Here is a 26211-nt window from a genome sequence, read left to right as displayed (position 1 = left end):
TTTGAACAACAGCGCGAGTGCGTGGAAGGGGGGTATCTATCCGACAGTGACAACGACTTCATTGCAGAACCGACACGGGTGAGAACGTTCCTTGAGCCGCTCGAAGCGCTGTCTCCGGACGACGACTGCGGCGAAGTCCGAGAGACATCATCTTCGACGGTTCGCTGCGTCGGGCGGCAACCGGCCAGGAGACGACGTTCACCGATGACGCAATTGGACATTCGGGAGTCGATATAATACCGAAAGCGGTCACTGAACCTGCCAAAGTTGATGGTGGTCCGTCCATTTCCGAGGTGGCTCGGCCCGCATCCTACCTCTGAAACGCGGCGGTATGCTCGAGGCGATGACACGCTGCGCCATCAAACCATGTGACCGCATGGAGGGTCCGCACGTACCATCTTAGCTGATGCAGCACGCGCTGATGCTAGCGTGGCACCGCTATTGCCCGCAGCTTGGACCATAACAAAACGCAGCACGCTGGGCGTCTCCAATTCTCTAATTTCTTTAATTCTGAGACACGGTTTCGCGACGGGCGTCTTTAGGCCGTGTTTAGTCATACTACGGAAGGCGACAAGCCAGACACTCAAATGATTTAGACCTTGCGGATGTGTTGTGCGGTTATGTCATCGATCGCGGCTATGCCAAGTAACCCAAGGTCCCGCCGAATCTCTTCGTGCAAAAGCTTTATCGCATGAGAAACGCCAACTTCGCCTCCGATTGAAGCGGCATAGCCAAAGGGGCGACCTACGAAAACGAACCGGGCACCAAGTGCGAGCGCCTTCAATGCGTCGGTGCCGCGTCGAATGCCGCTATCAAGCATGACCGGTACCGTGGGGACAGCCTGCACAATTTCGGTCAAAACAGACAAAGGAGCAATCGCACCGTCAAGCTGACGGCCTCCATGGTTCGACACGATGATGGCATCGACCCCTGATTCGACCGCCGTCCGTGCGTCTGGTGCGCTCAAAATTCCTTTTATAATCAGAGTGCCGGGCCACATGCGCCGAATATTGTTAAGGTGCTTCCACGTTAGATGGCCTCGGTCTGAAAAGTCCCGAAGTACCGTCGACGACAGTATTGGCGCGCCGCGTTCGGAGTAGTTATTTTCAAAGTGAGGCATTCCGTGCTTCGCGATTGTCCGAAAGAAGGTTCCGAAGAGCCATGAAGGATGCGTGATGCCATCCAGAGCCAGACGTAGCGAAGGTTTGAGAGGGGTTGAAAATCCTGTTCGAATGTTATTTTCCCGGTTGGCGACGACCGGTGTATCAACGGTAATAACGAGTGTCTTGAACCCAGCTCTCTTGACTCGCTCCATTAAGGCGGTGATGCGAGAATCTTCGCCAGGCAAATAAGCCTGGAACCAGGCATCAGGATGTTCCTTGACGACCTCTTCGAGTCGAATCAGCGACGACCCGCTCATAATCATCGGCAGGTTCGCGGCGCGGGCCGCACGCGCCATCACTATGTCACCGCGGTAAGCGAAAAGCGCACTCAATCCCATCGGTGCAAGACCGAACGGAGAAGCGTAGCTATGACCGAACAAGGTCGTAGCGGTCGAGCGCTGTGAGACATCCACGAGCGCTCGAGGTATGAACGCGTAGGAACGGAAGCTATCGCGAGTCATGGACAGCGAAACATTGTCTTCCACAGCGCCGTGCACATAACCAAAGATGGGGCGTGGCAGATGTCGTCTGGCTGCCGCCTCGAAGTCTTCAAGGCTGAGTATCCTGGAGAAGCGAGAACCACTGCCAGCTGGCAATTTCATTTCTTTAGTAGCGTTGAGGAGATAAAAGTCAGGCTGCGAATCCGAGGGAAAGCGTGTAATCAGCTTCCTCCTTGGCAAACTGAGCAAGGGCCGATATGAACGCGCGAGTGTCGTCGGTCCGCCACTTGAAACAGTATTCGATGCTGGGTAGCTCCGGTACCGTCTTGAAAGCGTTTAGTTGGCCTGCATCGACTAAGTTGCGCATGAAAAGGCGCGGCAGGAAGCTGATGCCAACGTCAGCCAAGGTCAGTCCAACGATTGCGCTCAGGCTGTTGCACGCTAGGATGCGTCGACCGTGTGACTTGTTGGCGGCAGCCCATGCCTCGTATTCGGAAGTCAATCGAGACTCAGCAGTCATAGTCAAGATTGGATAGTGCGCGATGTCCTCTGACTTCAACACGGTACCAGCGGGTATGCGCTTGGGTGACGACATCCATGCAAAATCCAGTATCGCCAGAGGCAGGGAAGTAAGCGTCGGATTGTTTTCGCTGCTCTGGGGCAGGATGGCGAAGTCGATCTCGCCCCGAACCAGACGTCGCTCAAGCCCTGCCGCCAAGTCGACATACGGCTCTAATGCCAAGTCCGGATGCTCGGTCGTAATCCGGGCAACAAACTTCGGAAACCAGGTAAGTGCCGTGAGCTCGCTGACGCCGAAGCGGCACAGCCCAGACAGGCGTGGAGGTGTTCCGAGAAGTTCATGAATCTCCCCCTCGAATTGCAGAATTTTGTGAGCGTGGCCGAGAATTCGAGTGCCGTGCTCCGTCAAAACGGACCGCTGCGCCGAGCGGTCAAAGAGCGGTACGTTGAGCGCCGCTTCAAGTTCAGCAATGCGCTTCGAGAGAGTGGATTGCGTCACGTGAAGGCGGGTGGCGGCCACTGAGAAGCTGCCAAGGCTTGCCGCCCAGTAGAAGGCCTCGAGCTGTTTGAGAGTCATATCGCTTTGAGAAACCTACAAGGGCCACCGCGATTTCGGGCGTCCCATTATAACGAGTTGCGGAGTCACGGGCAGGTGCTCTTACGCGTTTCGCTCCACGAGCTGCTTGCTCCCGGTGCGCGTGCCATCTTTCACGGTCTCGCCTGTGTCGGATGCCGCAGTGCGCGGTTCGATGATGCTCAGTACCAGGACGAACGTGGCAGCTGAGCAGGCTGCGAGGAAAGCAAACACGGCAGGCCAACCTGACTTATCGAGAATGAGCCCGACAAGAAACGGAGCGAATGCGCCGCCCAGAGAGCCGCCCGTGTTCACGATCGCCGCTGCGAGCGGCACCTTTTCGCGGGTAGCAATGCCCATCGGATACACGAGAAATGTTGAGTATCCAAGATTCAGGAGAACGCCTGCAGTGAAGAAGAGCAGCGCAAGCAGTGTCGGGTCGTTGGGTGCAAACAACAGCGCATACATCATCCCGATAGTCGCAACCGAGGTAATCAGCATTACCGGCTTACGACGCCGTGCAAACACTCTGTCCGAAAGCCATCCGCCAAGCAAGTTGCCCACGATTGCGCCAACCCAAGGGGCCGAGGCTACTGCGCCCATCTTCATCACCGAAAAGTGCTTCACGCTGACGAGGTAGGTAGGTACCCAAGTCATGATAGCGTAGGTGATACCGACCAGGAAGAAATAGCCTAGCGCGCACCCCCATACGTTCCACGAGGTAAAGATGGAACGAGTGGTCGAGAGCAGTTCCGTCCGGCGGGTACGAATCAAACGGTCAACCCACGAGTGTTCAACGGAGTTGACGATCTTCTGGCCTTTTTTTGCGCGTTCTACCGGCGGAGGTGCCTTGATGTACTCGACCTCGCTCTTCGAGACCAACCATGATTCTTTCGGCTCATCGCGGACCAACCAGAACCAGAGAAGCGAGCTGATAAGTCCCGGCACGGCAAAGATGAAGAATACATCTCGCCATCCGAATTTCAGAAGCAAAAGTGCACACAGCGGAGGTACAAATGCCGGCGAGAACTTGATGGCTGATATAAATACACCAGCTGCTAAGCCTTTTTCCTGAGAAGGGAACCATCTGTTGATGGTGGACACGATACCAATGTTTAGAGGACCTTCCGCAAGGCCGAGGACGGTACGCGCAGCCTTAAGCTGAAAGACGGTTCCAGCCATGCCCATGAACAACGTTGACAGGGAGGTCAAGACCATCGAGCCGACCATAATTCCTCTGATGCCGAGCTTGCCAAACAGATACCCGGACGGAATTTGAACGATGGCATAGCCGAAATAGAACAAGCTGGCCATAGCCCCGATGTCAGTGTTTGACAGGTGATATTCATTTCGAATCGTCGGGATGACAACTCCGAGGTTTGCGCGGTCCGCACCTGCAATGCAGTACGTCAAGAATATCATCGTGAGCACAATCCATCGATAGCCTGTACGGCCGTCCTCCCTGCGCTTCATACGTGTCTCCTTCGTGGCTGGCAACGCCGGCTGATTGTTGCGGCTCTCTGACCGTGGCTCATCCTAAGGCTTGTGAGAGGGATGGGCGTAGCGACATTTCTCGATGTTCCTGCATTCGTTTTTTGACTTGGGTAGAAACCCTTATCGGAACCTTGGGTCCCACAGGCCGCAGCACGAGGTGGGCCGTATGCTTGGTGCCGAAATCGCACCTGGCATTGTGGGTTTGTCATTAAGGGTAATACCGGACAGTCGAGAATTGAATGGTCCTGCGTCGAAAAATGTCACTACGTTAGGGCTCCTCGACGCTCTTATGCTTGGTTCCGTTACCTTTCCTACAGCGGAACAAGCACATGAAAGTTTTCGTCATGGACCAGATTGACGCGAGCGCAGTTGAGCTGCTCTCGAAGGCTCACACGGTCGTCAACTACCCTGAATCGCGCAACGCCGATTGGCACGCGAATGCAGACGCTGTTGTCGTCAGAACCTTTGAAGTTAGAGCATCTGACTTCCCGAAGGCCACGAATTTGAAGATTGTCGCAAAGCACGGCACAGGGGTGGATAACGTAGACATTGAGGCCGCAAGCGAAGCAGGTGTTCTGGTGACGAACACGCCTGGGGCCAACGCCAACGCGGTTGCTGAATACGCGCTCGCCATCGCTTTGGCGCTCGCCAGAAAGGTCAGCGTCGCAGACCGGGCGCTACGTCTACCGAAGCAAATGCAACTTCAGGGCGGCGTCGAACTGACGGGAAAGACCGTCGGGCTTCTCGGCTTCGGCGACATTGGCCGCAGAACGGCGCGCCTCTTTAAGGCTGCCTTCGGCTCTCAACTCGTGGTGTACGACCCGTACGCCCCGGACACAGCGTTCGAAGAGCTCGGCGCACTCCGCGTGAATTCCATTGAGGAACTGCTTCCGGTGTGTGACGTTGTCAGCCTGCACCTGCCGCTCCTGGCCGCCACGAAGAATCTCATCGGGGAGGCAGAATTCAAGCTCATGCGCGACTCGGCACTTTTCATCAACGTGGCGCGCGGCGGCATTGTAGACGAAGGCGCTCTGTATCAGGCGCTGGTTGATGGAGAAATTGCGGGCGCGGCAAGCGACGTTTTCGAAACCGAACCGGTGCCCGCGTCGCATCCGCTGCTGACGCTCGAAAACTTTGTCGCATCCCCTCATATCGCGGCCAGTAGCAAAGAATCACTCGTACGAATGGGTCATGCGGCCGCACACGCGGTCATCGAGGCGCTGGCTGGCCGTACTCCGCCGCACCAAGTCCTTCCGAAGACGAACGCCATCAACGCAACTGTTTAAGGTCATCACATGAAAACGAATCGTTTCAACGAAACCGCCAACTTCGAACGCGTCACGCCGGAACAAATCGAGCGTGCCCGTGAGTTTCAATCAGCGGTGTTGTGCGACGTCGCTGGCCGTCGCGGAGCTGTGCACGGCGACATCCAACCGCTCACGCCGACCATGGTGGTTGCAGGACCGGCGTTTCCGGTCGAAGTCCGTCCGGGCGACAACCTGATGTTCCACGTCGCGTTGGCTCTCGCAAAACCCGGTGACGTCATCGTCGTTGATGGTAAGGGCTACCAGTCAGGCGCGCTCTTCGGAGAGTTGATGGTGTCGCAGGCCGAAGCAGCGAAGCTGGGCGGTCTGGTCGTCGACGGTGCCGCGCGAGACGTCGCCACGCTTCGTAACAGCACCATTCCGATTTTTGCCAATGGCCGTAACCCTGCCGGGCCGACCAAGGGCCTCGACGGTCGTATCGGCATGCCCGTTTCACTGGGTGGTGTGTCGGTTGAACCGGGCGATTTGGTCATCGGTGACTGCGACGGCGTCGTCGTTATCCCGCGCGCCGACGTCGACAAAGTTCTAAAGGCTGCTGAAAAGAAGCTGGAGGCAGAGGCTCAACGCCTATCGGAAATCCGTGGCGGCATCCTCGTGTCGCCGTGGCTCGATGACGCGTTGCGTACCGCAGGCGTGATTGGCAAGGACGAGACGCTCGAGTAATGGCCTTCTCGGCCATAAAACTATATCTGGAGACGATGCAATGAAACGCCGATATTGGATATACCTGTTCTTGTTCCTGCTAACGGTCGTAAATTACGTCGACCGTGTGGCGTTGTCCATTGCTTCACCCCAGATAAGCAAGGAATTCTCGCTGTCTCCGGTAAACCTCGGCTACCTGTTCTCCTCGTTCCTGTGGCTGTACGCGGTGGCGTTGATTCCAATGGGGCTGCTCGTCGACCGCTTTGGCAGCAAACGTCTTAACGCTTGGGGCATCGGCTTTTGGTCCCTGGCCACTGCGTTGACTGCCTTTACCGGCGGGTTCATCTCGCTCTTGGCGACTCGACTCTTAATGGGTCTCGGTGAGTCGACTTCATATCCCGCCGGCGGCCGCGTCATTCGTGAATGGGCACCTGCTTCTGAGCGCGGAATCGCAACGTCTATCTTTCATGCCGGCAGTCTCTTGGGACCTGCTATTGGCGCCGTCGGCCTTGGATGGGTCGTAACAACCTATGGATGGCGCTCAGCATTTCTGGTTGCCGCCTCAACTGGGTTTGTCTGGTTGGTCGCTTGGCTCGTGTGGTTCAAACAACCGGAGGACGCTAGATGGTTGTGCAAGGAAGAGCGAGAGCACATCCTGGCTTCTCGCAACTCCGTGGGGACCTCGAATCTGATGGAACCGCCGCGGCTTGGTTTCGCTTCGCTGGTCGGTTCCAAGACCATCTGGGCTATCGCGTTCGCTCATGGGTGTGCCGTATACGCGACCTACCTCTTCCTCACTTGGTTGCCAAGCTACCTGCAGGCGGAAAAAGGTATGAGCATCACGCGAAGCGCGTTGTTCACCGCGCTACCTTACGCCGGCGCAGCGATTCTTGGCGTGCTCATTGGCTTGTGCAGTGACCGATACCTTCGCGGAAAGAACATCTCAGGTGGAAGTCGACGCGCTGTTGTCGCGGTTTGTTTGCTGATGTCGGCCCTGATTCTTCTGGTTCCGATAGCGAACGATTTGTGGCTTGTCACGTTGCTGCTGACCCTCTCGCTCACAGGCTGCACCGCAGCGGTCGCGTCGAACCTCTCACTGGTCAATGACTTTTTGCCTTCGAGGAACGACTCGGGTACGGCCATCGCAATGATTAGTGTAGGCGGGAACGCGTTCGGCTTGATGGCTCCCATTGTGACAGGGTATGTTGTTTCCATCACTCACAGCTATCACGCTGGCTTTGTCATCACTGGCATTCTGGTTTTGGCCGCAGCTGCCGCAACTTTGACGCTTACGCGACGTCCCATCACTGCAACGGAGGCCACGAGCGATGTATGCATTACCCGAAACGCTTGAGGCACAACCATTCGCATGCTTGCCCGACGAACTGCGCACGGGCAACGAAAAAAGCGAGTGGAATGCGGGGCAGCCGGCAGGACTGCATGCGTCGAGCTTTCTTGAAGGCCCATCATTTGACCGAAATGGAGTGCTCTGGTGTGTGGATGTGGTGAACGGACGAATTCTGAACGTCGACCAGAAAGGCCAGTTCTCGATGGCTGTCGAATACGACGGGTGGCCGAACGGTCTCAAGATTCGAGAAGACGGCCTGGTCTTCATCGCCGACTATAAGAACGGAATCATGGTCCACGAGCCTGGCACGAAAGAAGTGAGGCCATTTCTTGTAAGGGCCGGCATGGAGCGGTTCAAGGCCGTCAACGACTTGTTTTTTGCTGCCAACGGTGACTTGTACTTCACGGACCAGGGACTCACCGGCCTGCATGACCCAACCGGACGCGTCTTCCGCGTAACGCGTGGCGGAAGGGTTGACTGTCTGCTATCGAATGTTCCCAGCCCGAACGGTCTAGTGATGGACCTTGATGAGCATGCGTTGCTACTAGCGGTAACGCGGGCGAATGCGGTCTGGCGGGTGCCACTACTCAACGGTGGCGTCGCAAAGGTCGGTACGTTCATCCAGCTTTCGGGCGGGGCTGGTCCTGATGGGTTAGCGCTCGACTCCTCGGGTGGTTTGCTGATTGCCCATGCTGGCATGGGAGCCGTATGGGTTTTCAACGCCCGAGGCGAGCCGACACACCGCGTAAATACGCGGGCCGGCAATCTATCCACGAACCTCGCGTTCGGTGGACCAGAAAACCGAGACATCTTTATTACGGAATCTCGCAGCGCTCAGATTTATCGAGCGCGTGTTGAGGTGCCGGGTAAAGTGATGGGTTCGCATCGCCCCACAGGTTAACGGCGCATCATAGCGGGCGGAGCAACTCGCTCCGCCAAACTTCTGCTGCCGTCGCCACATTCATTGCACTTCACTTGCTAGCCAAGGAGCTTGAACCTTGTCCGACGAGACACGCGTCGCCTATCCAGTTTGCGACAGCCACATTCATTTCTACGACAACAACTTTCCGACTTGGTCGCAGTCACGTCTTTCCCACCGCACGACCACGCTCGCGGACTACGGGCCGGTGCAGGCGATAAACGGAGCAAGTCGGTTCGTAATTGTGCAGCCGTCGACCTACGGATTCGACAATCGGGTGCTCGTCAATGCATTGCGAGCAGCAAATGGCGCCGCGAGGGGGGTTGCCGTCGTATCGGCTGATGCTTCTAGTGTGGAACTCGAGCGATTGCGAAAGGCTGGCGTTGTCGGGTTACGTGCGAACCTCACGCTTGGCCCACACAATCTCGACGATTTATCGAACCTTGCTCGTCGCGCGATGGTCTTCGGATTCCATCTGCAGCTCAACATTACTGGACGCCAGCTTATTGACCACATTGAACAGATTGAGGCCCTTCCAGTGCCCGTCGTCATCGACCACTGCGCTTATCTCTGCCGCGAGCCGTCGCTCGCCGCCTCAGTGTTCAATACCCTCCAGCGGTTTCTCGCCATAAAGGAGCGTTGGCTTAAACTGTCTGGGCCCTACGTCGCAAGTTTGGACGCAAAGAACAATTACGCGGATCTTTTGCCATATGTCACAAGGCTCGTCGAGCGCTTCCCGCAACAACTGGTTTATGGGAGCGATTGGCCGCATGTGACCGAAAGCTCGCAGCCGGGTGAGCGTCATCTTTTTAATATTCAGCGGTCATGGTTTGGAGGCGATGGGACGGCGCAAATGATTCTTTCGTTGAATCCAGCCCGACTGTATGGCTTCGACGAGGAGTTCTCAACAAACCGGTCAGGCGAATTCTGCGGAGACAAAGAGCATGCCTGAAGAGCATTTCAAGAAGGGGCCCGTGTTGGGCGCTAGCGTAGGGTCGGCGATCGAGTATTTTGATTTCTCGGTTTACGGTCTGCTCGCCCCGACGCTGGGACCGCTGTTCTTTCCCAACCAGACCACGTCGGGTGCAATTCTCGCGTCGCTCGCCATCTTCGGAAGCGCGTTCGTTATTCGCCCGCTCGGCGGAATTGTGCTCGGTCGGCTCGGCGACAAAGTCGGCCGAAGCCCCGTGCTCATCACAACAATTCTTGGCATGGGATTGTGCAGCACCATCATGGGCCTTTTGCCGACCTATGCGCAGCTGGGTCCTGAAGCTGCTTGGCTCTTGCTCATCTGCAGACTGGTCCAAGGGTTCTTTGCGGGTGGCGAGGTCAGCGGTGCAACGACGTATATCGCAGAGTACGCGCCCAAAGAGAAGCGTGGCTTCTACGGCGCCTACAATCCGGCTGGCGTTTCCGTCGGCATCGCACTCGCTGCAGCGGTCGTTGGAGTTTCTTACGCGCTAATTCCTTCGCAGGAAATGGCCGCGTGGGGGTGGCGCATACCGTTCATTTCAAGCATCGCGCTCGTTGGCGTTGGCCTGTGGCTTCGGACGCGCTTGGAAGATACAGAGCAGTTTCATGAATTAGCAGCACACGGCAAACTCGCGAAGGCACCACTCTCTGAGGTGCTTCGTGAACACAAGCGGTCTCTGGTGAAGACAGTCGGTATTGCTTTTGGTATGACCTCCACCGCGTATCTCGGGTTGGTCTACTTAAATATCTATCTTACCCGAGTTAATCATTACGACAAGAAAAGCGTTTTCTGGTTACTTGCGATAGCCCCACTGCTCGCCTCCCTCTGCATGCCTTTCTTTGGCGGACTGTCTGATCGGTTTGGTGTCAAGCGATTGCTTCTCGTTGGGTTCACCGGCTATTTTGTCATGACGCCACTCGCAATGGCCTTGATGTCCCGAGGCAGCTTTTCGTTGGCTTGCTTGGCAACACTCCTCGCGTTTGCGCCGTTCGCGATTGTTCAGGCTGTCGCGTATCCATCCTACGCGGAATTGTTTCCAGCACAAGTGCGTTTTACGGGCGTGTCCCTAGGCGTCAATGTCGGCAGCATCCTTGAGGGCGCGACGACTCCTTTTATCTGCACATGGCTTCTCGAACGCTCGGCGATAATGCTTTCTCCGGCCTTCTACATTATGTTGTGCAGCTTTATTGCAAGTTTTGCGGTTCTTGGCCTAAAGGCGACTGGAAAGCCATCTCCGGAGCTTGTGAACGGCGTACGGAGCCTGTGATTGACGTTCGCCCCTTCCATGAGCGGCAGACGTTCGCCGATATCGCGTCCGCTGAGCCGCTGAGCATCTGACCGGGTCAAGCAAGAAGATGGCGATGGACAAATCGATGATGGACCGATAAATATTATTATCTGCCTATCACTGTTTTCGATCTAAACTGGCGATCATGAAAACGCGCGAGACCGAACCCGTCACGTTTCCCGACGACGCCGAACTGGCCGCGCTGCGCGCCCGGTACTCCGGCTCGACGCCCGAGCGGCCGCCGCGCGCTATGTTGGCGACCGCAAGGCGTCAGGGGCATCCGCGCGCAGCGTGCTCGGCACGCATCCGGCGTGCCCTGGTCGTATACGCGGCAAGCCGCCATCGGGACGATCTGGTAGAGGTATTCGGCGAAAGGGGCCCCATGTAGGCCGACACCGTTGCGCGCGTGATCGAAACGTTGCGCGGCCTGCCAGTGACCTCCCCCCGGCTAACCGAGCACCTTGACCTGGAGGTTTCCGGCTTCAAGGTGTGCAAGTCGGAACTCGCACGGTGTCAGGTTATCCAGTGAGCTATGCGGCCTGAACTCGTTGTAATCCTGTCGCCAGTGCTCGATCTTCTCGCGGGCATCTTCCAGCGACAGGAACCAATGCACATTCAGGCATTCATCGCGGAAGCTTCCATTGAACGACTCAATAAAAGGATTATTTGTCGATTTGCCCGGTCGTGAGAAGTCCATGGTTACCCCGTTTTCTTATGCCCAGTGATCCAGGGCATAAGAAATAAATTCGCTTCCGTTGTCGACTTGAATGCGTTTTACTGTGTCGCGCAACGCCTTCAGATGGTCCATCGTTGCGACTACATCGGCTGCTTCCAAGGCGTAGCCGACCGTGATTGCGAGGCTTTCCCGACTAAAATTATTGACCACAGTTAGCGCCCGGATTTTCTGCCCATTGAACAGCTGATCGGCGACAAAGTCCATGCTCCAGCAGCTGTTCACAGTAGAGACTTCTGGGCGATCCAGACGGTGTGCAGCAGCCACAGAGACTGTCAGATTTTTTGTGTGTGAGGCGGTTAATGCAACCCGCTTTTCAGCGGGGAGCGGTTCCAGGATATCTCAGTCGTAAGGGTGCGTGAAGCGCTCCTCGTACAGTATCGCAAATTGATTCCTGGCTGCTTTCCTGTCATGTGCCGCGCGCTTCCAGCCAGCGGTGATATTTCGCAGCACCAGCCACAGCAGCTTGGTCGCGGCCTCGTCACTCGGGAAGTGGCCGCGCGTGCGGATGATCTTGCGCAAACCTGCATTAACGCTCTCAAGTGCGTTCGTCGTGTAAATCACCTTGCGCACCGCCGGCGGGAATGTGAAGAAGGTGTCAATATCGGCCGTAATTTCCTCAAAAGTGGGTGCGGACAAAATCTTGGACTACCTGGAGGTAGTTCATGTATTCGTATGAAGACCGCATGCGAGCGGTTCGGCTTTATTTGAAGTTAGGGAAACGTGTTGGCGCAACGATCCGGCATTTAGGATATCCGACGAAGAAATCCTTAATATCGTGGCACCTCGAATACGAACAGCGTCGTGATCTACGGGCAGGCTATGCACGTTCCAAGCAGGTGTACTCGGCCGAACAGAAGAAGCTGGCCGTCGATCATTACTTGAGCCATGATCGAGAGGTTCCAGCGTCAATGAAACATCACGAGAAGCGAGCTCCGGAGCACGAGCGTGCGGATCTGGAAAAGCAAGTCGAATCGCTTCCACGCGATATCCGCAAGCTAGAGCTCGAGCGCGATATCCTCGCGAAGGCGAACGAATTAGTAAAAAAAGGAATAGGCATCGACTTGCAGCTCCTGAGCAACCGGGAGAAAACGACGTTGGTTGATGCCCTGAAACAGACCTATGCGCTGCCAGAGCTGTTGCCAGCTCTGAGGCTCGCCCGCAGCTCCTACTTCTATCACCGCGCTCGTCTGCTGGTAGCTGACAGATATCTTGGTGCGCGTCGTGTCATGGCAGACATTTTCGAATGCAATTATCGCTGCTACGGTTATCGTCGTATCCAAGCGGCATTGAGCAGGCAGCAGGTCTTGATCTCAGAGAAGGTCGTGCGACGCTTGATGCGACAAGAGGGACTGTGCGCCGCCACAACCAAACGACGTCGCTACGGCTCTTATGGTGGTGAAATCAGCCCGGCTCCAGCGAATCTCATCAATCGCGATTTCCGAGCAGCGGGGCCGAATCAAAAATGGCTTACTGACATTAGCGAATTCCAGATCCCTGCCGGCAAAGTGTACCTGTCGCCCGTGATAGATTGCTTCGACGGCCTGGTTGTAAGCTGGTCAATCGGTACACGGCCAGACGCTGAGCTCGTCAATGCCATGCTGGATGGTGCCATAGAGACAGTGGCCGAAAGTGCTGATCGGTCCGTGGTCCACTCCGATCGTGGTGCGCACTATCGTTGGCCGGGTTGGCTATCCAGGATGCGCGATGCGAGGCTCATTCGCTCGATGTCACGCAAGGGATACTCGCCCGATAACGCAGCCTGTGAAGGTTTCTTCGGACGACTCAAGACAGAAATGTTTTATTCTCGAGATTGGCGGGGTACGACCGTTGATCAGTTCATCGAGACGCTCGACGCCTACATCCGGTGGTACAACGCGAAACGGATCAAGGTATCGCTTGGCTCGCTAAGCCCACTTGAATACCGCGCAAGTCTCGGAATTGCCGGATAAACCGGTCCAAGAATTCCGCCGCACCCCAAACGGGTGGTTTCCGTGCAAATCAACATCCGGGACTATGTTTTGCTCCGGATAGCGGTATGAGAGAACAATGCCTTCACAGCACCGTCGCTGGAGAACAACTTATGCGGCCTCACGTCACCGTGTCACCCCTACGGGTGCTTGTCATGGACGATATCCGCCCGTGGGCGAAAGCCATTACAGCGTGGCTGGAAGATAATGGCTTCGAGGTGGCGGTCACCTACGCGGGTCCCGAAGCCATCGCTAAGTGCGTTGCTTGGCAACCGGATGTTGCTTTGCTCGATGTGTTGATGCCTGGGTGCAGTGGGCTCGATGTCGCGATTGCTTTACGTGACAATCCCATAACAAATCAGGTGTATCGTGTGGCCGTTTCTGGCTTGAACGCCAGAACGATTTGCAAATTCCCCAACGGGAACTGCTTTGACGCTTATTTTCAAAAGGGTCACCGCATGACAGATCTTGCCCGCATCATCACGCAATCCGTGCAAACGCGCTCTTTAGCTAACGGCATTGCCAACGGTCAGAAACGAGAATGAAGCGCTGGCAAGCACACCTCAAACGCCGCGCCAAGCCCTTCTCCGTCGCTGTAGACTGCCACGGTGCCGCCGTGCAACTCCGTCAGACTTTTAACCAGCCATAGACCCAGACCTAAACCACCAACCCTGCCACTTCGTTCGCGCGATGCCTGTTCGAACTTGTCGAAGATCTTCGGCAACAAATCCTCGCGAATGCCAACGCCGCTATCGACCACCCGCAACTTTACAACATCGCCTTCGTCGGTCAGTGACACCGTCACCGAACCTGTCTCCGTATACTTCAGTGCATTAGACAGCAGGTTGTAGACAATCTGGCGCAGCCGAGTTTCATCACCGGACACGGCCAAGGAGGCAACGTCTTCACCCCTCAGCACCAAGCCCTTTTCCAAAAATTGCACCCGGAAATCCTCTACGGCAGCCGCAACGACTGCCCCGAAATCGACAACCTCGTGACGCATTTCTACACCACCGTGGGCCAGTGCGCCTGTGTCGAGCAAATCGTCAACCATCGACGCCAGCTGCCGAGCGTTTCGCTCGATCGTCTCCGATGCTCGGGCGATCGATTGAGGCGAGGTCGTCCGCCGCGTGATTTGCGACCACGAGAGAATAGCGTTCAACGGCGTGCGGATTTCATGGCTCACGGCCGACAGAAAGCTATCCATCGCCGAAACCCGGTAGTCACTCGCTACTCGTGCCTCTTTTTCTACCTGCGCTTCGGTCGCCTGCCGCAGCTCAGCTTCCTTGCGGGCAGTAATGTCCAAGGTAAATCCGTGAAGCGACGACAAATCGCCCTTGTCGTCATAACGACCCTTGCCGCGCAACATGATCCAATGCGTGGATCCGTCGTGCCACATCGCCCGGTATTCGGTCTCAAAAAACGTTTTATCCGCTACCGCCTGGTTCATCGCATCTTGCACGCTTGCACGATCGCGCGGGTGGATGAACGAGTGAAAGAGATCGTATTTCGTCACGAGGCCGGCGTCGGTAATGCCCAAATTCTGCCGACACTGTGCCGTACAGGTGACAACCCCTGTTTCCTCATCGAGCCGCCATGCGCCAATATTCGCAAACGCAAGCACCTCATCGAGCTGTGCGCGCTCGTTCATGGCTTCTTCGCGCGCTTCCTCAACTAGGATGGCCCGTAGCTGTGCCGTCGAGCGCAGCTGCGCGCGTGCGCGCTGATCTCGATCCCTCGCCTCTCTCGCTTCGCTGTTGTCAAGCAGTCGGACGATGAGGATGTCTTCCTCTGCGACGTTGGCGCGCACTCTTTGCACTTCCAACGCCCATACTTTCACGATCGCGAAGCCGTTTTCATCCAATCCGAAGTCTTGGTGGTATTCGGGGGAACGGACTAAACGCGTTGACGTTGCCGCATCCAAGGCTCGGCGTAGCCACTCGTTTCGCTCTTGCTTAGCAGGCGCCGTTGGCGTCGAAAGCTCATACACGAAACGGCCGACCATTTCCGCGCGGGATCGCGCAGTGATCTCGAGATATGGCTCACTCACAGCCAGTACCACATGCGCTTGGCTCAACGCCATGTAAGCCTCTGGGAGGAAGCTGAGGAGCGTGAGGTCCAATGCGTGCGGAGGGACCGCATCGGGAGGAATGAAATTTCTCACAATGAGTAGGCAAATCAGGGGAATAAATGCGCACTGAGTCGCGCCCGTCTCTTGCTAACCAAACAGCCTCAACATCAGTCTGATTGCGGTTGCAAGGCCAATGTGAAAAATATCAGTGACAAGCGACAAGCAATTAATCGGGCTTGCGCTCAACGGTCTCAATCGAATTTTTCTCGGCGTTGAGCGATGTAACGGTGATGCCTTCCTCGTCCTTTTGTTTCAACGCCGGCTGAAGCGGCTCGTTGAGCACCGCCCAATACATGCCAATATCATTCACGGCCGCAAGGAAGTCAGCGTACTTCACCGGCTTGACGACGTAGCCATTGACGCCCAGATCATAGCTGCGCGTCAAATCCGCCTCCTCCCGTGACGAAGTGAGCATCACAATTGGGATATAGCGAAGGGCCGCGTCAGCACGCACAGCCTTAATAACCTGATGTCCGTCTATTTTCGGTAGCTTCTTGTCTAACAAAATGACACAGGGATGCTCATGGCTCGCCGTTTCCCACTGTCCTTTCCGACGAAGGAAATCGAGCGCTTCCGCGCCGTCTCGCACCGTGAAAACCGGGTTCGCCAGCCGGCTCTTCTCTAGGGCGATCAGTATCAGTTCGAGATCGTTCGCACTGTCTTCAACGATCAAAATAGGTTTTAACATAGGCTTACCCATCCTTCAGACTCTTCTTACGTACGCCAACACTCGGCGCAATTTCTCCAGCGGCCACCATTCTAGCAATGACTGCTGACGCCGACTCATCTGCATACGTTTTGTTCGGCCTGGCGAACACAGGAAGCGCCACGAAAAATGTAGCCCCTTGGCCAACGTCGCTTTTTGCCCAGACCTTTCCGCCATGGCGTTCGGCAATCCGTCGCACGTTTGCCAGTCCAATCCCGGTTCCGCTGTAGTCCTCGTCGCGGTGCAGGCGCTGGAACACCCCGAACAACTTGTCTGCGTATGCCATGTCAAAACCGACGCCGTTGTCTTTGACGTAAATAATATCAAAGCCCACAAGCTCGTCGGCACCGCTATAACATCCGATTTCGATGACGGGCTGAGCGTTTCCCGCTGAAAACTTAATCGCGTTTGAAAGTAAATTTTGCATGGCACGGCGCAAGAACACCCCGTCTGCCAGTACATTTTTCATATTCTCTAGCTTCCAGACGACCTTGCTAGCGCTTCCGATCTCTTCACCCTGAATGATCTCGTCCACCAACCTCTTGAGATCAACGTTCGTCGGCTCGACAGCCACTCTACCTAACTGCGCGAAAGCCAGCAGATCATCCACCTGTTTGCCGCCGAGTTCGGCTGAAGCTATGATTCGGTCGAGGAAGTTGCGACTGCGAGCGCTGACGTTGTCACCGTCCATATCGCGCACCAACTCGCTGAAGCTGTGGATATGTCGCAAAGGCGCGCGGAGGTCGTGCGAAACCGTATAGGAAAATTCCTCCAGTTCGCGATTTGCCTGCGAAAGCTCCACAACGAGATTGGCCAGTTCTTCCGCGCGCGTCAAGACAAGGGCTAATAAAGCAGTCCGGAATTCGACGGCTATTTCAATTTCCTGCCCCGTCCATTCTGAAGAGCGCCCTCGGACCGTTTGCGTCCAGACCTCGAAACTCTCCCGCGGCGACATGGTGCCGGCAAGATTGACCAGTTTCGCGCGAGGATCGCCAGCCCATGCGATCGTCTGGATCACCTCATGGCGAAACCAAACCACGTAATTTCGGAAGACTTTAGACAACGAAATGGCGCAAAACCCGACAATCGAAGTGCCTGCCGGAAAGTCGGAGAAATCTTCTCCCGCGTTGACAGTATGAACTTCATCGTCAGCTTGATTGACCAGCCACGCAACCAGCTTCTCAACCTCTTCCGTCGGCGGCGCATCCCCCATGAGCGTCACCCGCCCCTCAAAAATGATTGCCGCGCCGGTGGCACTCAAAATGTCGCAAAAGTCCTGAGAGTGCTCCTCGAGCGCATCAATGAAGTGCTTCGATTTGGCCGTATGTGCCAACAACTCATTCAGTTTCTTTCGCGCGCCCAGGCGATTCAGCGCGTCGACCTGCCCTTCGCGGGCAGCGATCTGCAGCGACACGAGCTGGGCAATGTGCTCGCACGCCACACGCACTTCGAAAGGCGGGATTTTCGGTCTGTCGTGGTGGCAGGAGATGAGACCCCAAAGTCTTCCATCGACCACAATCGACATCGACATGGATGCAGCCGTGCGCATGTTTTTCATGTACCTGATGTGCACTGGCGATACACTACGCAATGACGCGGGCGTGAGGTCCGTGGGCTGGCGTGTGTCGGGATGCAATTCAGGAATAAGCCGCTGCGGCACATAGTTCGCGTCTCCAATGAGGCGAATTCGGTTTTCTTTGTACAGGGCCCGCGCCTGTGCAGGTATATCTGCGGCTGGAAAGCGCTGTCCGAGGTACGAATCGAAGCCAGGAAGCAGCGTTTCGGCGAGCACCTCGCCGTGCTCATCCGATGGCGAAAAAGCATAGACGAGTGTACGGCCGAAGCCTGTAATGGCTGAAATCTCTCTGGCGGCAATCTGAGCAATCTCCACCACGCTTCGGGTCGATTCAATGTCGCCGAGGAATGAGAGCACGTATGGGTACATGGACGAATGCACGTCCCCGGCCGCCACCGTGCGTTCCAATTCAATGATGCTTGCGCCGGAAAAGCGATGAAGAACAAGTGCCCAATTTTCCAAGGAAGGCTGGCCCACATTCGACCGAAACTGCTCGTGCGCGATGGTGCCTAGCAGCCTTGTTTTTCCGTCGGGCAAGAGCGCTAGCTCGCGCAAAATTCGCTCCGCGGTCTCCGCGCCAAATAGCGAATCTAGGGGTCTCCCCAGCAGCGAATCAGCGGCCTCTCCAGACCATTCATAGATGTTTTCGCTTGCCTGGGCAATAACCCCCGTTTCTGCAAGCGTGAGAAGGTATCCATGCGGTTGGATCGCGCCAGGAATTCGAATCGGCTCACGCGAGCAATGCTCCTCGATCGACGAGGCGCTCAAAAATTGAGTCATAGAAGTGCTTCCATCTTAGAAAAGCCTCAGCTGTGCAAGCCGACCTGATGAAGATTATCCCTTACTCGTCAAGTGGATCGCCCCGGGAATCGCGGAGGCTGGTTGGCTTAAGTTGATGCGGATTCAGCGGCGGCTGTTTCAAGTTGCCGACAGTAGTTTGCCTCAGCGTCGGCCGGCGGGATGGAGCCGAGGGGTTCCACCAATCAATGGTGATTGAACCAGGGCACCCATTCCAGCGTTGCCATCTCGACGGAGTCCCGGGTTTTCCAGGTGCGGCGATGTATCAGTTCGGCCGTGTACAAGCCGTTGATTGTATCCGCCAGTGCGGTGTCGTAACTGTCGCCGCGGCTACCAATCAAAGGCTCGATGCCCGCTTCGGCCAGTCGCTCGCTACCGCGAACGCTAAAGTCTTGGGCGGATTCAACCGATTATCGCAGCACGTTTAATTGTGTAGGCGCGTGGAAGCCGCATTTTTTTCAGGAATTTTAAGCCTGTTCAATGGTGATAATTCCTATTATCACCCCCGCACCAGGTGGCAGGCTAAAGGTGAAGAAAGCTTAGAAATTTTGCTGGCGCGAGCGGATCGCGCAATGCTTGAAGTAAAGCGTAAGGGCCGAAACCAAACTGTCGCAGCCCAAACACCTCAAGATATCGGTGCCGATGCCGCTATCTAGCAGATTCGTACCGGTGGCATCATACACATCAACGTCGTAGCGAATCATGTCAGATTACACTGCAAAAGCGAAGGAACAGGCTCGCCTCCGGGCACTCCGTGCTACACGGATTCTAGACACGGCATTCGAGCCGTTTTACGACCGCATTGTAAAACTCGCAAGCCGCCTATTCGACGTTCCTACCGTCCTCGTTTCGTTAGTAGACGAGGATAGACAGTGGTTCAAAGCTCGACTAGGCTTTGATTGCACAGAAACGCCAAGGGGGATATCATTTTGTGCCCATGCGATATTGGACCCGAATGTAACAGTGGTTCTCGACGCGTCACAGGACGAACGCTTCGCTGACAATCCGCTGGTTATTAATGCTCCATACATCCGCTTCTATGCGGGCGCTCCATTAATCACTCATGATGGCCATGTTCTAGGCACGCTTTGCATCATAAGCGCCAATGCAAGAAAAATATTTTCTACTGTACATCGTTCCCTTCTCGCGGATTTGGCTGGGATTGTCTCGACAAAATTGGACTCTTTACGATCAGTAACCTATAACGACCCGCCAACCGGCCTCCCGAACCTTCCTCGGTTTATTGAAGATGTCTCCCACGATATAAATTCTCTAACCGTGGAATTAGACTCGCATATTCACGCTGTTTTGCTCGACGTATATCCATTTGGGGATATCAATGGACTAATAATCTCTTTGGGCTTTATGTCCATTAGTGAAATGGCTGAAATTTCTGCAAGTCGCCTTAAATCGGTATTGCCAGGAAACATCACTCTGTACAGAGTCGGTTATGCACGATTCAGCTTCCGCACCGCTTTACCGATAGATCAATTATACAGTGTCGTCGAAACCTGCTTAGGCGTGTTCGCCGCACCGCTTGTGGTGCGGAATTCAATCCCCGTTTACGCACGGCCGCATGCCGGTATCGTTTTATTGAGAAAATCCGTAGACGCTTTCGAACTTTCAGGTCAACTTGTCGCTATAACGCAAGAGGCTCGCTTAACGGGTCGCAAAATTTTATTTGGCAACGATGAAATGTTGTTTGGCGCGCGAAGAGCGTTTTCAATAGTAAATTCGATACAGTCTGCGTTAGCAGCAAAAAACGAATTGCGCCTGGTTTATCAGCCTATCGTGTCCCTCGCAACTGGTAATTGCTCCGCCTTTGAGTGCCTCTTGCGTTGGACACACCCCTCTCTCGGCCCCATCTCGCCAAGCGAATTTTTTCCCTTGGTGGAATCCACGGCGTTCATGGCATGCATCACAGATTGGGTTTTGGCAACCGCGTTAAACCAGTTGCGCGAATGGAAAGATGCCAACATAAATATCAAATTGGCGTTAAATCTTTGTGCAAACGACATTTTACGCGAAGATATAGTTCCCAGCATTTATAAAATGCTAACTGAACGAGAGCTTACTGGGCATGACATCGAAATAGAAATTACGGAAACCGCCGCAGTCAAAGATATCGAAACAGCGCGCGCTAACGTAATTGCCATAAAGCAGATTGGTGTCAGCATCGCCATAGACGATTATGGCGCCGGTTATTGCAACCTTTCTTTGCTACAGTCGATACCAGTAGATGCGATTAAAATTGATCAAAGTTTAGTCAGAGGTATTGGCTCGAACCCAAGAAGAGAGGCAATAATTAGATCCACCATAGCTTTGGCGCACGAGCTGGATTATAAAGTAGTTCTGGAAGGAGTGGAGACGCGCGAGGTCCTGAATGTAGCGCAATCTTGGGGTGCCGAATTCGCGCAAGGCTATTTTATTTCGCGGCCCATGGAAGCGAGTGATGTCCCGTCTTATGTAATGTCCAAAAATAATTTTGGATAAATATTATATTTTACCTTTTTAAATTAAACCAAAATTTTTAATCATGAAAAGTATACCTTTATTTATAATAATCGCATTTTTCCTCCTGTTGAGATATGATGTCTATCGCTGATTTTTCAAAACACGATAAGTGCGCGGTAAATAGCCGGAACCCGGCAAGCGTTACGAAGTTGCTCATATTGGCCGGAGCTGGATAGGCGCCGTCAGCGGCCTACGACATTACCCAATTCATCTATACTTCATGTACATGGCCGCAGTTTGTCCAACGCGCTTAGTGATGCTAAAATAAAATACGCTCCGATTGTCTCGGAAACGCTTGGACGAACGAAAACGTTGCTCGAAGATGAAACTGCATCCAGAAACGGTATAAAATGAAAAAACTGCAGTCGCGTCCAAATTTTTCTCTCGGGGACTACAATCAATTACAGCTATTGATATCTGCCGCATGCCACGCCTTGGGTTATTCCAGCGCTGCGCTTTATGAGCAAAAAAGCGAATCATTACAAATAATAGACGTTTTGTCATCGCAATCTGATGTATTCGTTAATAAAATTGCATCTAGCCTCTCAGCTACCCTCAAAAATCCCGGCATTGAAAAGTCTAATGGAGCGTTATTTGAGATCACATTTGAAGACATAGATTCGCAAGGTGGCGAAAGAAGGGAATGCAAAAGTCTAGCTGCAATAATAATTGATTCTGTTACGAAAAAGAAATTCTGGCTTATTTTTTCGTCACAGTTTAATAAAACAAAAAATGCATCCAAGAACACGTTTCTATATCTATTACCAAAAATAGTTTTACTCCTTCGCAGCCTATTTACGAAACCTCGCGCGCACATGATACGTGTTGAGGAAAAACCGCTTGATCCAAGAATATCTTTGCTGCAATCCGCCGTGCTAAACGCCAGAGATGCTATTTTAATTACATGTGCAGAGCCGATCGATGAGCCAGGTCCGGTAATAGTTTATTGCAATCCCGCCTTTACAAAAACTACGGGATATGAAATAGACGAGGTAGTAGGAAAAAATCCACGTATATTGCAAGGTCCGGCTACGGACCCGACGGCTCTCGCAAAACTTCGAGATGCATTGGAACATTGGCGGCCGATTGAAATAGAACTTTTGAACTATCGCAAGGATGGCACCGAATTTTGGGTGGAACTGAGCATTGTCCCGGTATCTGACGCATATGGCTGGTTTACGCACTGGGTTTCAATTCAACGCGACATTACAGATAGAAAAAAACATGAACGCGACGCGATTACTTTGCTCGAAACGTTAAAGGACCGCGAAGTGTTGGAAGCCACGCTTGCGGAACGGATTAAATCCGAGCGCGCGCTCTATCATGCTGCGACACACGATCATTTGACTGGCTTATACAACCGATCGTATTTTAGCGAATTTCTGCAGAATTTTTTAAAGAAAAATGAAGGAAAAAAAATTATTTCTGGTCTTATTTTATTTATGGATCTTGATGATTTTAAATCCATAAATGATAAATTTGGGCATGCTGCTGGGGATGTTTTTTTACTACAATTTGTAAAAAGACTTTTATCATGCCTACCTTCCGGATGTGTAGCTGCCCGATTTGCCGGGGACGAATTTGTAGTGTTTGTCAATAATGTTTCTGATTCAGCCAGCGCCCGTCAAATTGCGAATAAAATCATTCTCGCCAACTCCGTTCCACTTGGGGACAACTTCCATGGAAAAAGAATCTCTGCGAGTATCGGCGGAGCTTTTCTTTCAGTAAATAGTACTGCAGAGGATGTTTTGAATAAAGCTGATGCGGCGATGTACGTATCAAAGCGAAAAAATAAGGGGTCCTTTTATATCCATGACATTTAGCCCCTACGACTGACCGTACCCCGGAATTAGTCCCGCTCAGAAGTAGAGAAATCCGGCTTCGCGGTTACTTCTGACAACGCCGTTTCCCGCGCCTGGCGGGCGAATTCGGCAGGTGTCGCCCACTGCAATGCAGAGTGGGGACGGCGACGTCACCCCGGTATTGAGTAGCGCGAGGATTTAGAGTCGAATCACGTAGTCAGGAGATTGGGCATGAAGAAGCGGTTCAGCGAAGAACAGATCATTGGGTTTCTGCGCGAGGCAGATGCCGGCTTGCCGATCAAGGAGCTTTGCCGGCAGCACGGCTTCTCGGAGGCAAGCTACTACCTGGCGAAGCAAGTTTGGCGGCATGAACGTGTCCGACGCCAAGCGGCTCAAGTAGGTTGAGGCGGAGAACACGCGCCTGAAGAAGTTGCTGGCCGAGTCGATGCTGGAAATCGAGGTCACACGCGAGGCGTTACGAAAAAAGTGGTGAGCGCACCGCCACGCCGAGACTTGGTGCGCCATATGACCCACAGTGGCTTGAGCGAACGACATGCGCTGCGGGTGATCGGCATGAGTGCGAGCTCGTATCGTTATGCGGCTGCGGCGGATAAGAATCAGGCTCTGCGGGAGCAGATTGTGGCGCTGGCTCAGCGGCACCGCCGATACGGCTCTGGCATGATTTATCTGAAGCTTCGTCAGTCGGGCCTAGTCGTCAATCACAAGCGCGTGGAGCGGCTGTACGCCCAGGAGAACCTGCAAGTACGTCGTCGCAAGCGCAAGAAGGTGCCGGTGTCTGAGCGTCAGCCGTTGGGCAGACCGTCAGTGGCGAATCAGATGTGGTCGATGGATTTCGTGTTCGATCGAACCGCCGAGGGCCGTGTCATCAAGAATTTGACGGTCGTAGACGATGCGACGCATGAAGCTGTGGCGATTGTTCCGGAGCGGGCCATTGGTGGGCAAGTTCTCACGCGAATCCTTGACCGACTGGCGTTGTTGCGCGGCTTGCCAAAAGGCATTCGGACAGACAACGGGAAAGAGTTCTGCGGTAAAGCGATGCTGACATGGGCGCATCGGCGTGGCGTGAAGCTGTTTCTTATTGAGCCAGGTAAGCCGAATCAGAATGCTTATATCGAGTCGTTCAACGGTCGATTCCGTGACGAATGCCTCAATGAAAACTGGTTCACGAGCCTCGTTCATGCACGCGTTCTAATCGAAACATGGCGCCGGGAGTACAACGAAGAGCGACCGAAGAAATCGCTGGGCGGTCTGACGCCAATGGCTTACGCTCGGCAACTGATAGCAGACGCCGTCATATCAACTACGGATTCTGAAGCCAGTGCTACTGAAAACGGGGTGACGTCGGATGAGTCGAGGGGGCGGCCGACGCTGCCAGTACGCCGAACGCAACGCGTCACACACCAGCTTCGCGTCGATGCGCTCGGACATCGACCAGCCGACGATACGGCGGCTTCCCAGATCCAGAATCGCTGCAAGATACAGCCAGCCTTCGCCCGTTGCCAGGAACGTGATGTCCGCGACCCACGCCTGATTCGGTGTCCAACCATCAAAGCGTCGTGCCAATAGGTTCGGCGCCACCGGCAGACGATGCGCCGAGTCTGTGGTGGCGCGCCAAGCGCGGCGATACGCCGGACGTAGGCTTTGGCGCACCAGGCTACGACGCACGCACTCGGCACTCGCTTTCTGTCCTTGTGCGGCCAGCGCCTTCACCAGCCTGGGCCGACCATAGGTGCCCCGGCTTTGCGCGTGCAGGCGCACAATCTCGCCATCGAGCGCTGCCCGCCGCTGGCTACGCGCGCTTGGCGGGCGCACTCGCCATTGGCAATAGCCGCTACGTGAAACCTGCAACACCCGGCACAGGCGGCTGACGTCGTATTGGTCGCGGTGAGCATCGATCCAAGCGTATTTCACCGCGACCCCTTCGCGAAATACGCCGTCGCTTTTGCAAGCACTTCCAGGTCCAGCTTCAGACTGGCATTTTCCTTTCGTAAGCGCGAATTCTCTGCCTCAATCTCCGAGACAACCGGCTTGGCGCGAATGACGGGCGAGGCCACATCAAGTGCGACAATGACACCTTGCTTGCGTTGCCGCCGTGCCCAATTGCCAATCGTTGCCACAGGCACACCAAGACGGCGCGCCGCCTCGTTATGACCAACGGCGTTGGCCAGCCGTGCCGCTTCTTCTTTGAATTCCTCTGTGTACCGACGCTTCGGTACGTTCGTCTCGCTCATCGCCACTCCCGTTCAACAGATTATAAACATCTGCTGTACGTCGTTTCGAGGCAGGGTCAATTCTCGCGCTAACCTTACGTCTGCTTCAGCTCCAGTTGATATGCCTTCAATACGAAACACCGCGTCACACTGCTCGATTAATCGAATCGCCACTGGATATAAGAATTCCTAGCTAATTACATCGCCGATCACGTGCGAACCGGCAATCGCCGCTAAAGGAAGCGCCACCCATTCGCCAACCATCGGCATATGTCCTCGTTGATAGATCTGCAGGGCCGTTTCTTCCAGCCGCCTGAGGTTTGACGCAATGCGTGCAGGATCGCCTTTCGTTCCACTGCGATAGGGGCCTGCGATAAGGATGAGTTGAGCGTTCATCTAGTTTGTTGCCTGGTGAGTTGGCGTAACGCAAGATGCTGCAAAAGCATGATGGTCTTCCCGTCCACAATTTCACCACGATCCACGGCCGCTAGTGCGTCGTCCAGCGCGAGTTCTAGCACTTCGAGGTCTTCGCCTTCGGCTTTGACTCCACCGCCATTTCCGACGCGTGCCGTTGCATCATATTCAGCGATGAAGAAGAAAAGCTTCTCAGTCACCGATCCGGGACTCATGTAAGCCTCGAATATCTTCTGTACATCGTGTATGCGATAACCCGTTTCTTCCTCGACCTCGGCGCGAATACGCACTTCCGGTGACGCGTTGTCAAGCAGGCCGGCTGCGGCCTCGATCATCATTCCATCGTGGCCATTCACGAATGCAGGCAACCTGAATTGGCGAGTCAATATGACCGTCTGTCGCGTACGATTGAACAGCAGCACAGTCGCACCGTTGCCGCGATCGTAGGTTTCCCGACTTTGCCGCTGCCACGTGCCGTCGCGTCGAAGGAAATCAAAAGTCGTCTTTCTCAGGACGTACCAGTCGTCAGAAAGCACGGTCGTATCGATGATCCGAACACGGTCTTTCGTTGTCGTCATAAAGTGCTCCAAATAGGAAAAGGGCAGATCCATGATATCGTGCAGTTTCGTGTAACATCAAGAAAAAACGTGA

17 protein-coding genes and 7 pseudogenes are annotated in these 26211 nt (G+C 54.5%); 12 read left to right on the top strand and 12 right to left on the bottom strand.

Annotation, left to right across the window (positions count from 1 at the left end; translation table 11 throughout):
* Positions 1-592: 592 nt before the first annotated feature.
* The 3 genes from ABEG21_RS17410 to ABEG21_RS17400 all read right to left on the bottom strand — a co-directional run bounded on the left by ABEG21_RS17410 (position 593) and on the right by ABEG21_RS17400 (position 4169).
* The gene (locus ABEG21_RS17410) at positions 593-1765 is read right to left on the bottom strand and encodes an alpha-hydroxy acid oxidase (RefSeq protein ID WP_347557888.1); all 1173 of its coding nucleotides are present in this window, start codon (positions 1763-1765) and stop codon (positions 593-595) included.
* Positions 1766-1793: 28 nt separating this feature from the next.
* Entirely contained in the window at positions 1794-2699 is a 906-nt protein-coding gene (locus ABEG21_RS17405; RefSeq protein ID WP_347557887.1) for a LysR family transcriptional regulator, read from the bottom strand.
* A gap of 81 nt (positions 2700-2780) precedes the next feature.
* Positions 2781-4169, bottom strand: a complete 1389-nt coding sequence (locus tag ABEG21_RS17400; protein ID WP_347557886.1) for an MFS transporter — start codon at positions 4167-4169, stop codon at positions 2781-2783.
* 350 nt (positions 4170-4519) lie between these two features.
* On the opposite strand from ABEG21_RS17400, the gene ABEG21_RS17395 reads away from it, so the two are divergent.
* From ABEG21_RS17395 to ABEG21_RS17370, 6 genes are all read left to right on the top strand, one after another.
* The gene (locus ABEG21_RS17395) at positions 4520-5476 is read left to right on the top strand and encodes a hydroxyacid dehydrogenase (protein ID WP_347557885.1); all 957 of its coding nucleotides are present in this window, start codon (positions 4520-4522) and stop codon (positions 5474-5476) included.
* 9 nt (positions 5477-5485) lie between these two features.
* Complete coding sequence (locus ABEG21_RS17390; protein ID WP_347557884.1) at positions 5486-6178, top strand: RraA family protein; 693 nt, start codon at positions 5486-5488, stop codon at positions 6176-6178.
* A 40-nt stretch (positions 6179-6218) separates the two neighbouring features.
* On the top strand, positions 6219-7511 hold the full coding sequence (locus ABEG21_RS17385; protein WP_347557883.1) for an MFS transporter: 1293 nt from the start codon (positions 6219-6221) through the stop codon (positions 7509-7511).
* Complete coding sequence (locus ABEG21_RS17380) at positions 7486-8406, top strand: SMP-30/gluconolactonase/LRE family protein (RefSeq protein WP_347557882.1); 921 nt, start codon at positions 7486-7488, stop codon at positions 8404-8406. The genes ABEG21_RS17385 and ABEG21_RS17380 overlap by 26 nt, the downstream gene beginning before the upstream one ends.
* A gap of 97 nt (positions 8407-8503) precedes the next feature.
* Positions 8504-9376, top strand: coding sequence for an amidohydrolase family protein (locus ABEG21_RS17375; RefSeq protein WP_347557881.1), 873 nt, complete (start codon positions 8504-8506; stop codon positions 9374-9376).
* Positions 9369-10664, top strand: a complete 1296-nt coding sequence (locus tag ABEG21_RS17370) for an MFS transporter (RefSeq protein ID WP_347557880.1) — start codon at positions 9369-9371, stop codon at positions 10662-10664. The genes ABEG21_RS17375 and ABEG21_RS17370 overlap by 8 nt, the downstream gene beginning before the upstream one ends.
* 469 nt (positions 10665-11133) lie before the next feature.
* On the opposite strand, the pseudogene ABEG21_RS17365 reads toward ABEG21_RS17370, so the two are convergent.
* Positions 11134-11685: pseudogene (locus ABEG21_RS17365) on the bottom strand (integrase core domain-containing protein); the annotation flags it as partial.
* Between the two features lie 75 nt (positions 11686-11760).
* Positions 11761-12060: pseudogene (locus ABEG21_RS17360) on the bottom strand (transposase); the annotation flags it as partial.
* A 23-nt stretch (positions 12061-12083) separates the two neighbouring features.
* Between ABEG21_RS17360 and ABEG21_RS17355 the strand changes: the two are divergent.
* Both ABEG21_RS17355 and ABEG21_RS17350 read left to right on the top strand, forming a co-directional pair.
* Positions 12084-13370: an IS3 family transposase gene (locus ABEG21_RS17355; protein WP_347557879.1), complete on the top strand. Its 1287-nt coding sequence runs from the start codon at positions 12084-12086 to the stop codon at positions 13368-13370.
* A gap of 173 nt (positions 13371-13543) precedes the next feature.
* On the top strand, positions 13544-13933 hold the full coding sequence (locus ABEG21_RS17350) for a response regulator (protein ID WP_347557878.1): 390 nt from the start codon (positions 13544-13546) through the stop codon (positions 13931-13933).
* Here ABEG21_RS17350 and ABEG21_RS17345 read toward each other — a convergent pair.
* The 4 genes and pseudogenes from ABEG21_RS17345 to ABEG21_RS17330 form a co-directional block, all read right to left on the bottom strand.
* Positions 13918-15471, bottom strand: a complete 1554-nt coding sequence (locus tag ABEG21_RS17345; RefSeq protein ID WP_347557877.1) for a PAS domain-containing sensor histidine kinase — start codon at positions 15469-15471, stop codon at positions 13918-13920. The two genes, ABEG21_RS17350 and ABEG21_RS17345, sit on opposite strands and share 16 nt — an antisense overlap.
* A 316-nt stretch (positions 15472-15787) precedes the next feature.
* Positions 15788-16207 (bottom strand): annotated as a pseudogene (locus tag ABEG21_RS17340) (response regulator); the annotation flags it as partial.
* A gap of 4 nt (positions 16208-16211) precedes the next feature.
* On the bottom strand, positions 16212-18581 hold the full coding sequence (locus tag ABEG21_RS17335) for an ATP-binding protein (protein WP_347557876.1): 2370 nt from the start codon (positions 18579-18581) through the stop codon (positions 16212-16214).
* 107 nt (positions 18582-18688) lie between these two features.
* A pseudogene (locus ABEG21_RS17330) lies at positions 18689-18997 on the bottom strand (IS3 family transposase); the annotation flags it as partial.
* Between the two features lie 42 nt (positions 18998-19039).
* Here ABEG21_RS17330 and ABEG21_RS17325 point away from each other — a divergent pair.
* From ABEG21_RS17325 to ABEG21_RS17310, 4 genes and pseudogenes are all read left to right on the top strand, one after another.
* Positions 19040-19255, top strand: coding sequence for a hypothetical protein (locus ABEG21_RS17325; protein ID WP_347557875.1), 216 nt, complete (start codon positions 19040-19042; stop codon positions 19253-19255).
* 46 nt (positions 19256-19301) lie between these two features.
* The gene (locus tag ABEG21_RS17320) at positions 19302-21092 is read left to right on the top strand and encodes a sensor domain-containing phosphodiesterase (RefSeq protein WP_347557874.1); all 1791 of its coding nucleotides are present in this window, start codon (positions 19302-19304) and stop codon (positions 21090-21092) included.
* A gap of 371 nt (positions 21093-21463) precedes the next feature.
* Positions 21464-22936 (top strand): diguanylate cyclase, encoded by a 1473-nt coding sequence (locus tag ABEG21_RS17315; protein ID WP_347557873.1) that lies wholly within the window; start codon positions 21464-21466, stop codon positions 22934-22936.
* 210 nt (positions 22937-23146) lie between these two features.
* Positions 23147-24214: pseudogene (locus tag ABEG21_RS17310) on the top strand (IS3 family transposase); the annotation flags it as partial.
* Between the two features lie 66 nt (positions 24215-24280).
* Here the strand turns inward: ABEG21_RS17310 and ABEG21_RS17305 are convergent.
* From ABEG21_RS17305 to ABEG21_RS17295, 3 genes and pseudogenes are all read right to left on the bottom strand, one after another.
* A pseudogene (locus tag ABEG21_RS17305) lies at positions 24281-25167 on the bottom strand (IS3 family transposase); the annotation flags it as partial.
* Between the two features lie 12 nt (positions 25168-25179).
* Positions 25180-25542: pseudogene (locus ABEG21_RS17300) on the bottom strand (DUF4406 domain-containing protein).
* The gene (locus ABEG21_RS17295) at positions 25539-26138 is read right to left on the bottom strand and encodes an NUDIX domain-containing protein (RefSeq protein WP_347557872.1); all 600 of its coding nucleotides are present in this window, start codon (positions 26136-26138) and stop codon (positions 25539-25541) included. The pseudogene ABEG21_RS17300 and the gene ABEG21_RS17295 overlap by 4 nt, the downstream one beginning before the upstream one ends.
* Positions 26139-26211 lie beyond the last annotated feature (73 nt).

Source organism: Robbsia sp. KACC 23696 (assembly GCF_039852015.1).
Lineage (GTDB): Bacteria > Pseudomonadota > Gammaproteobacteria > Burkholderiales > Burkholderiaceae > Robbsia.
Note: the sequence above shows the minus strand (reverse complement) of the source record. Positions and strands in the feature narration are given on the sequence as shown.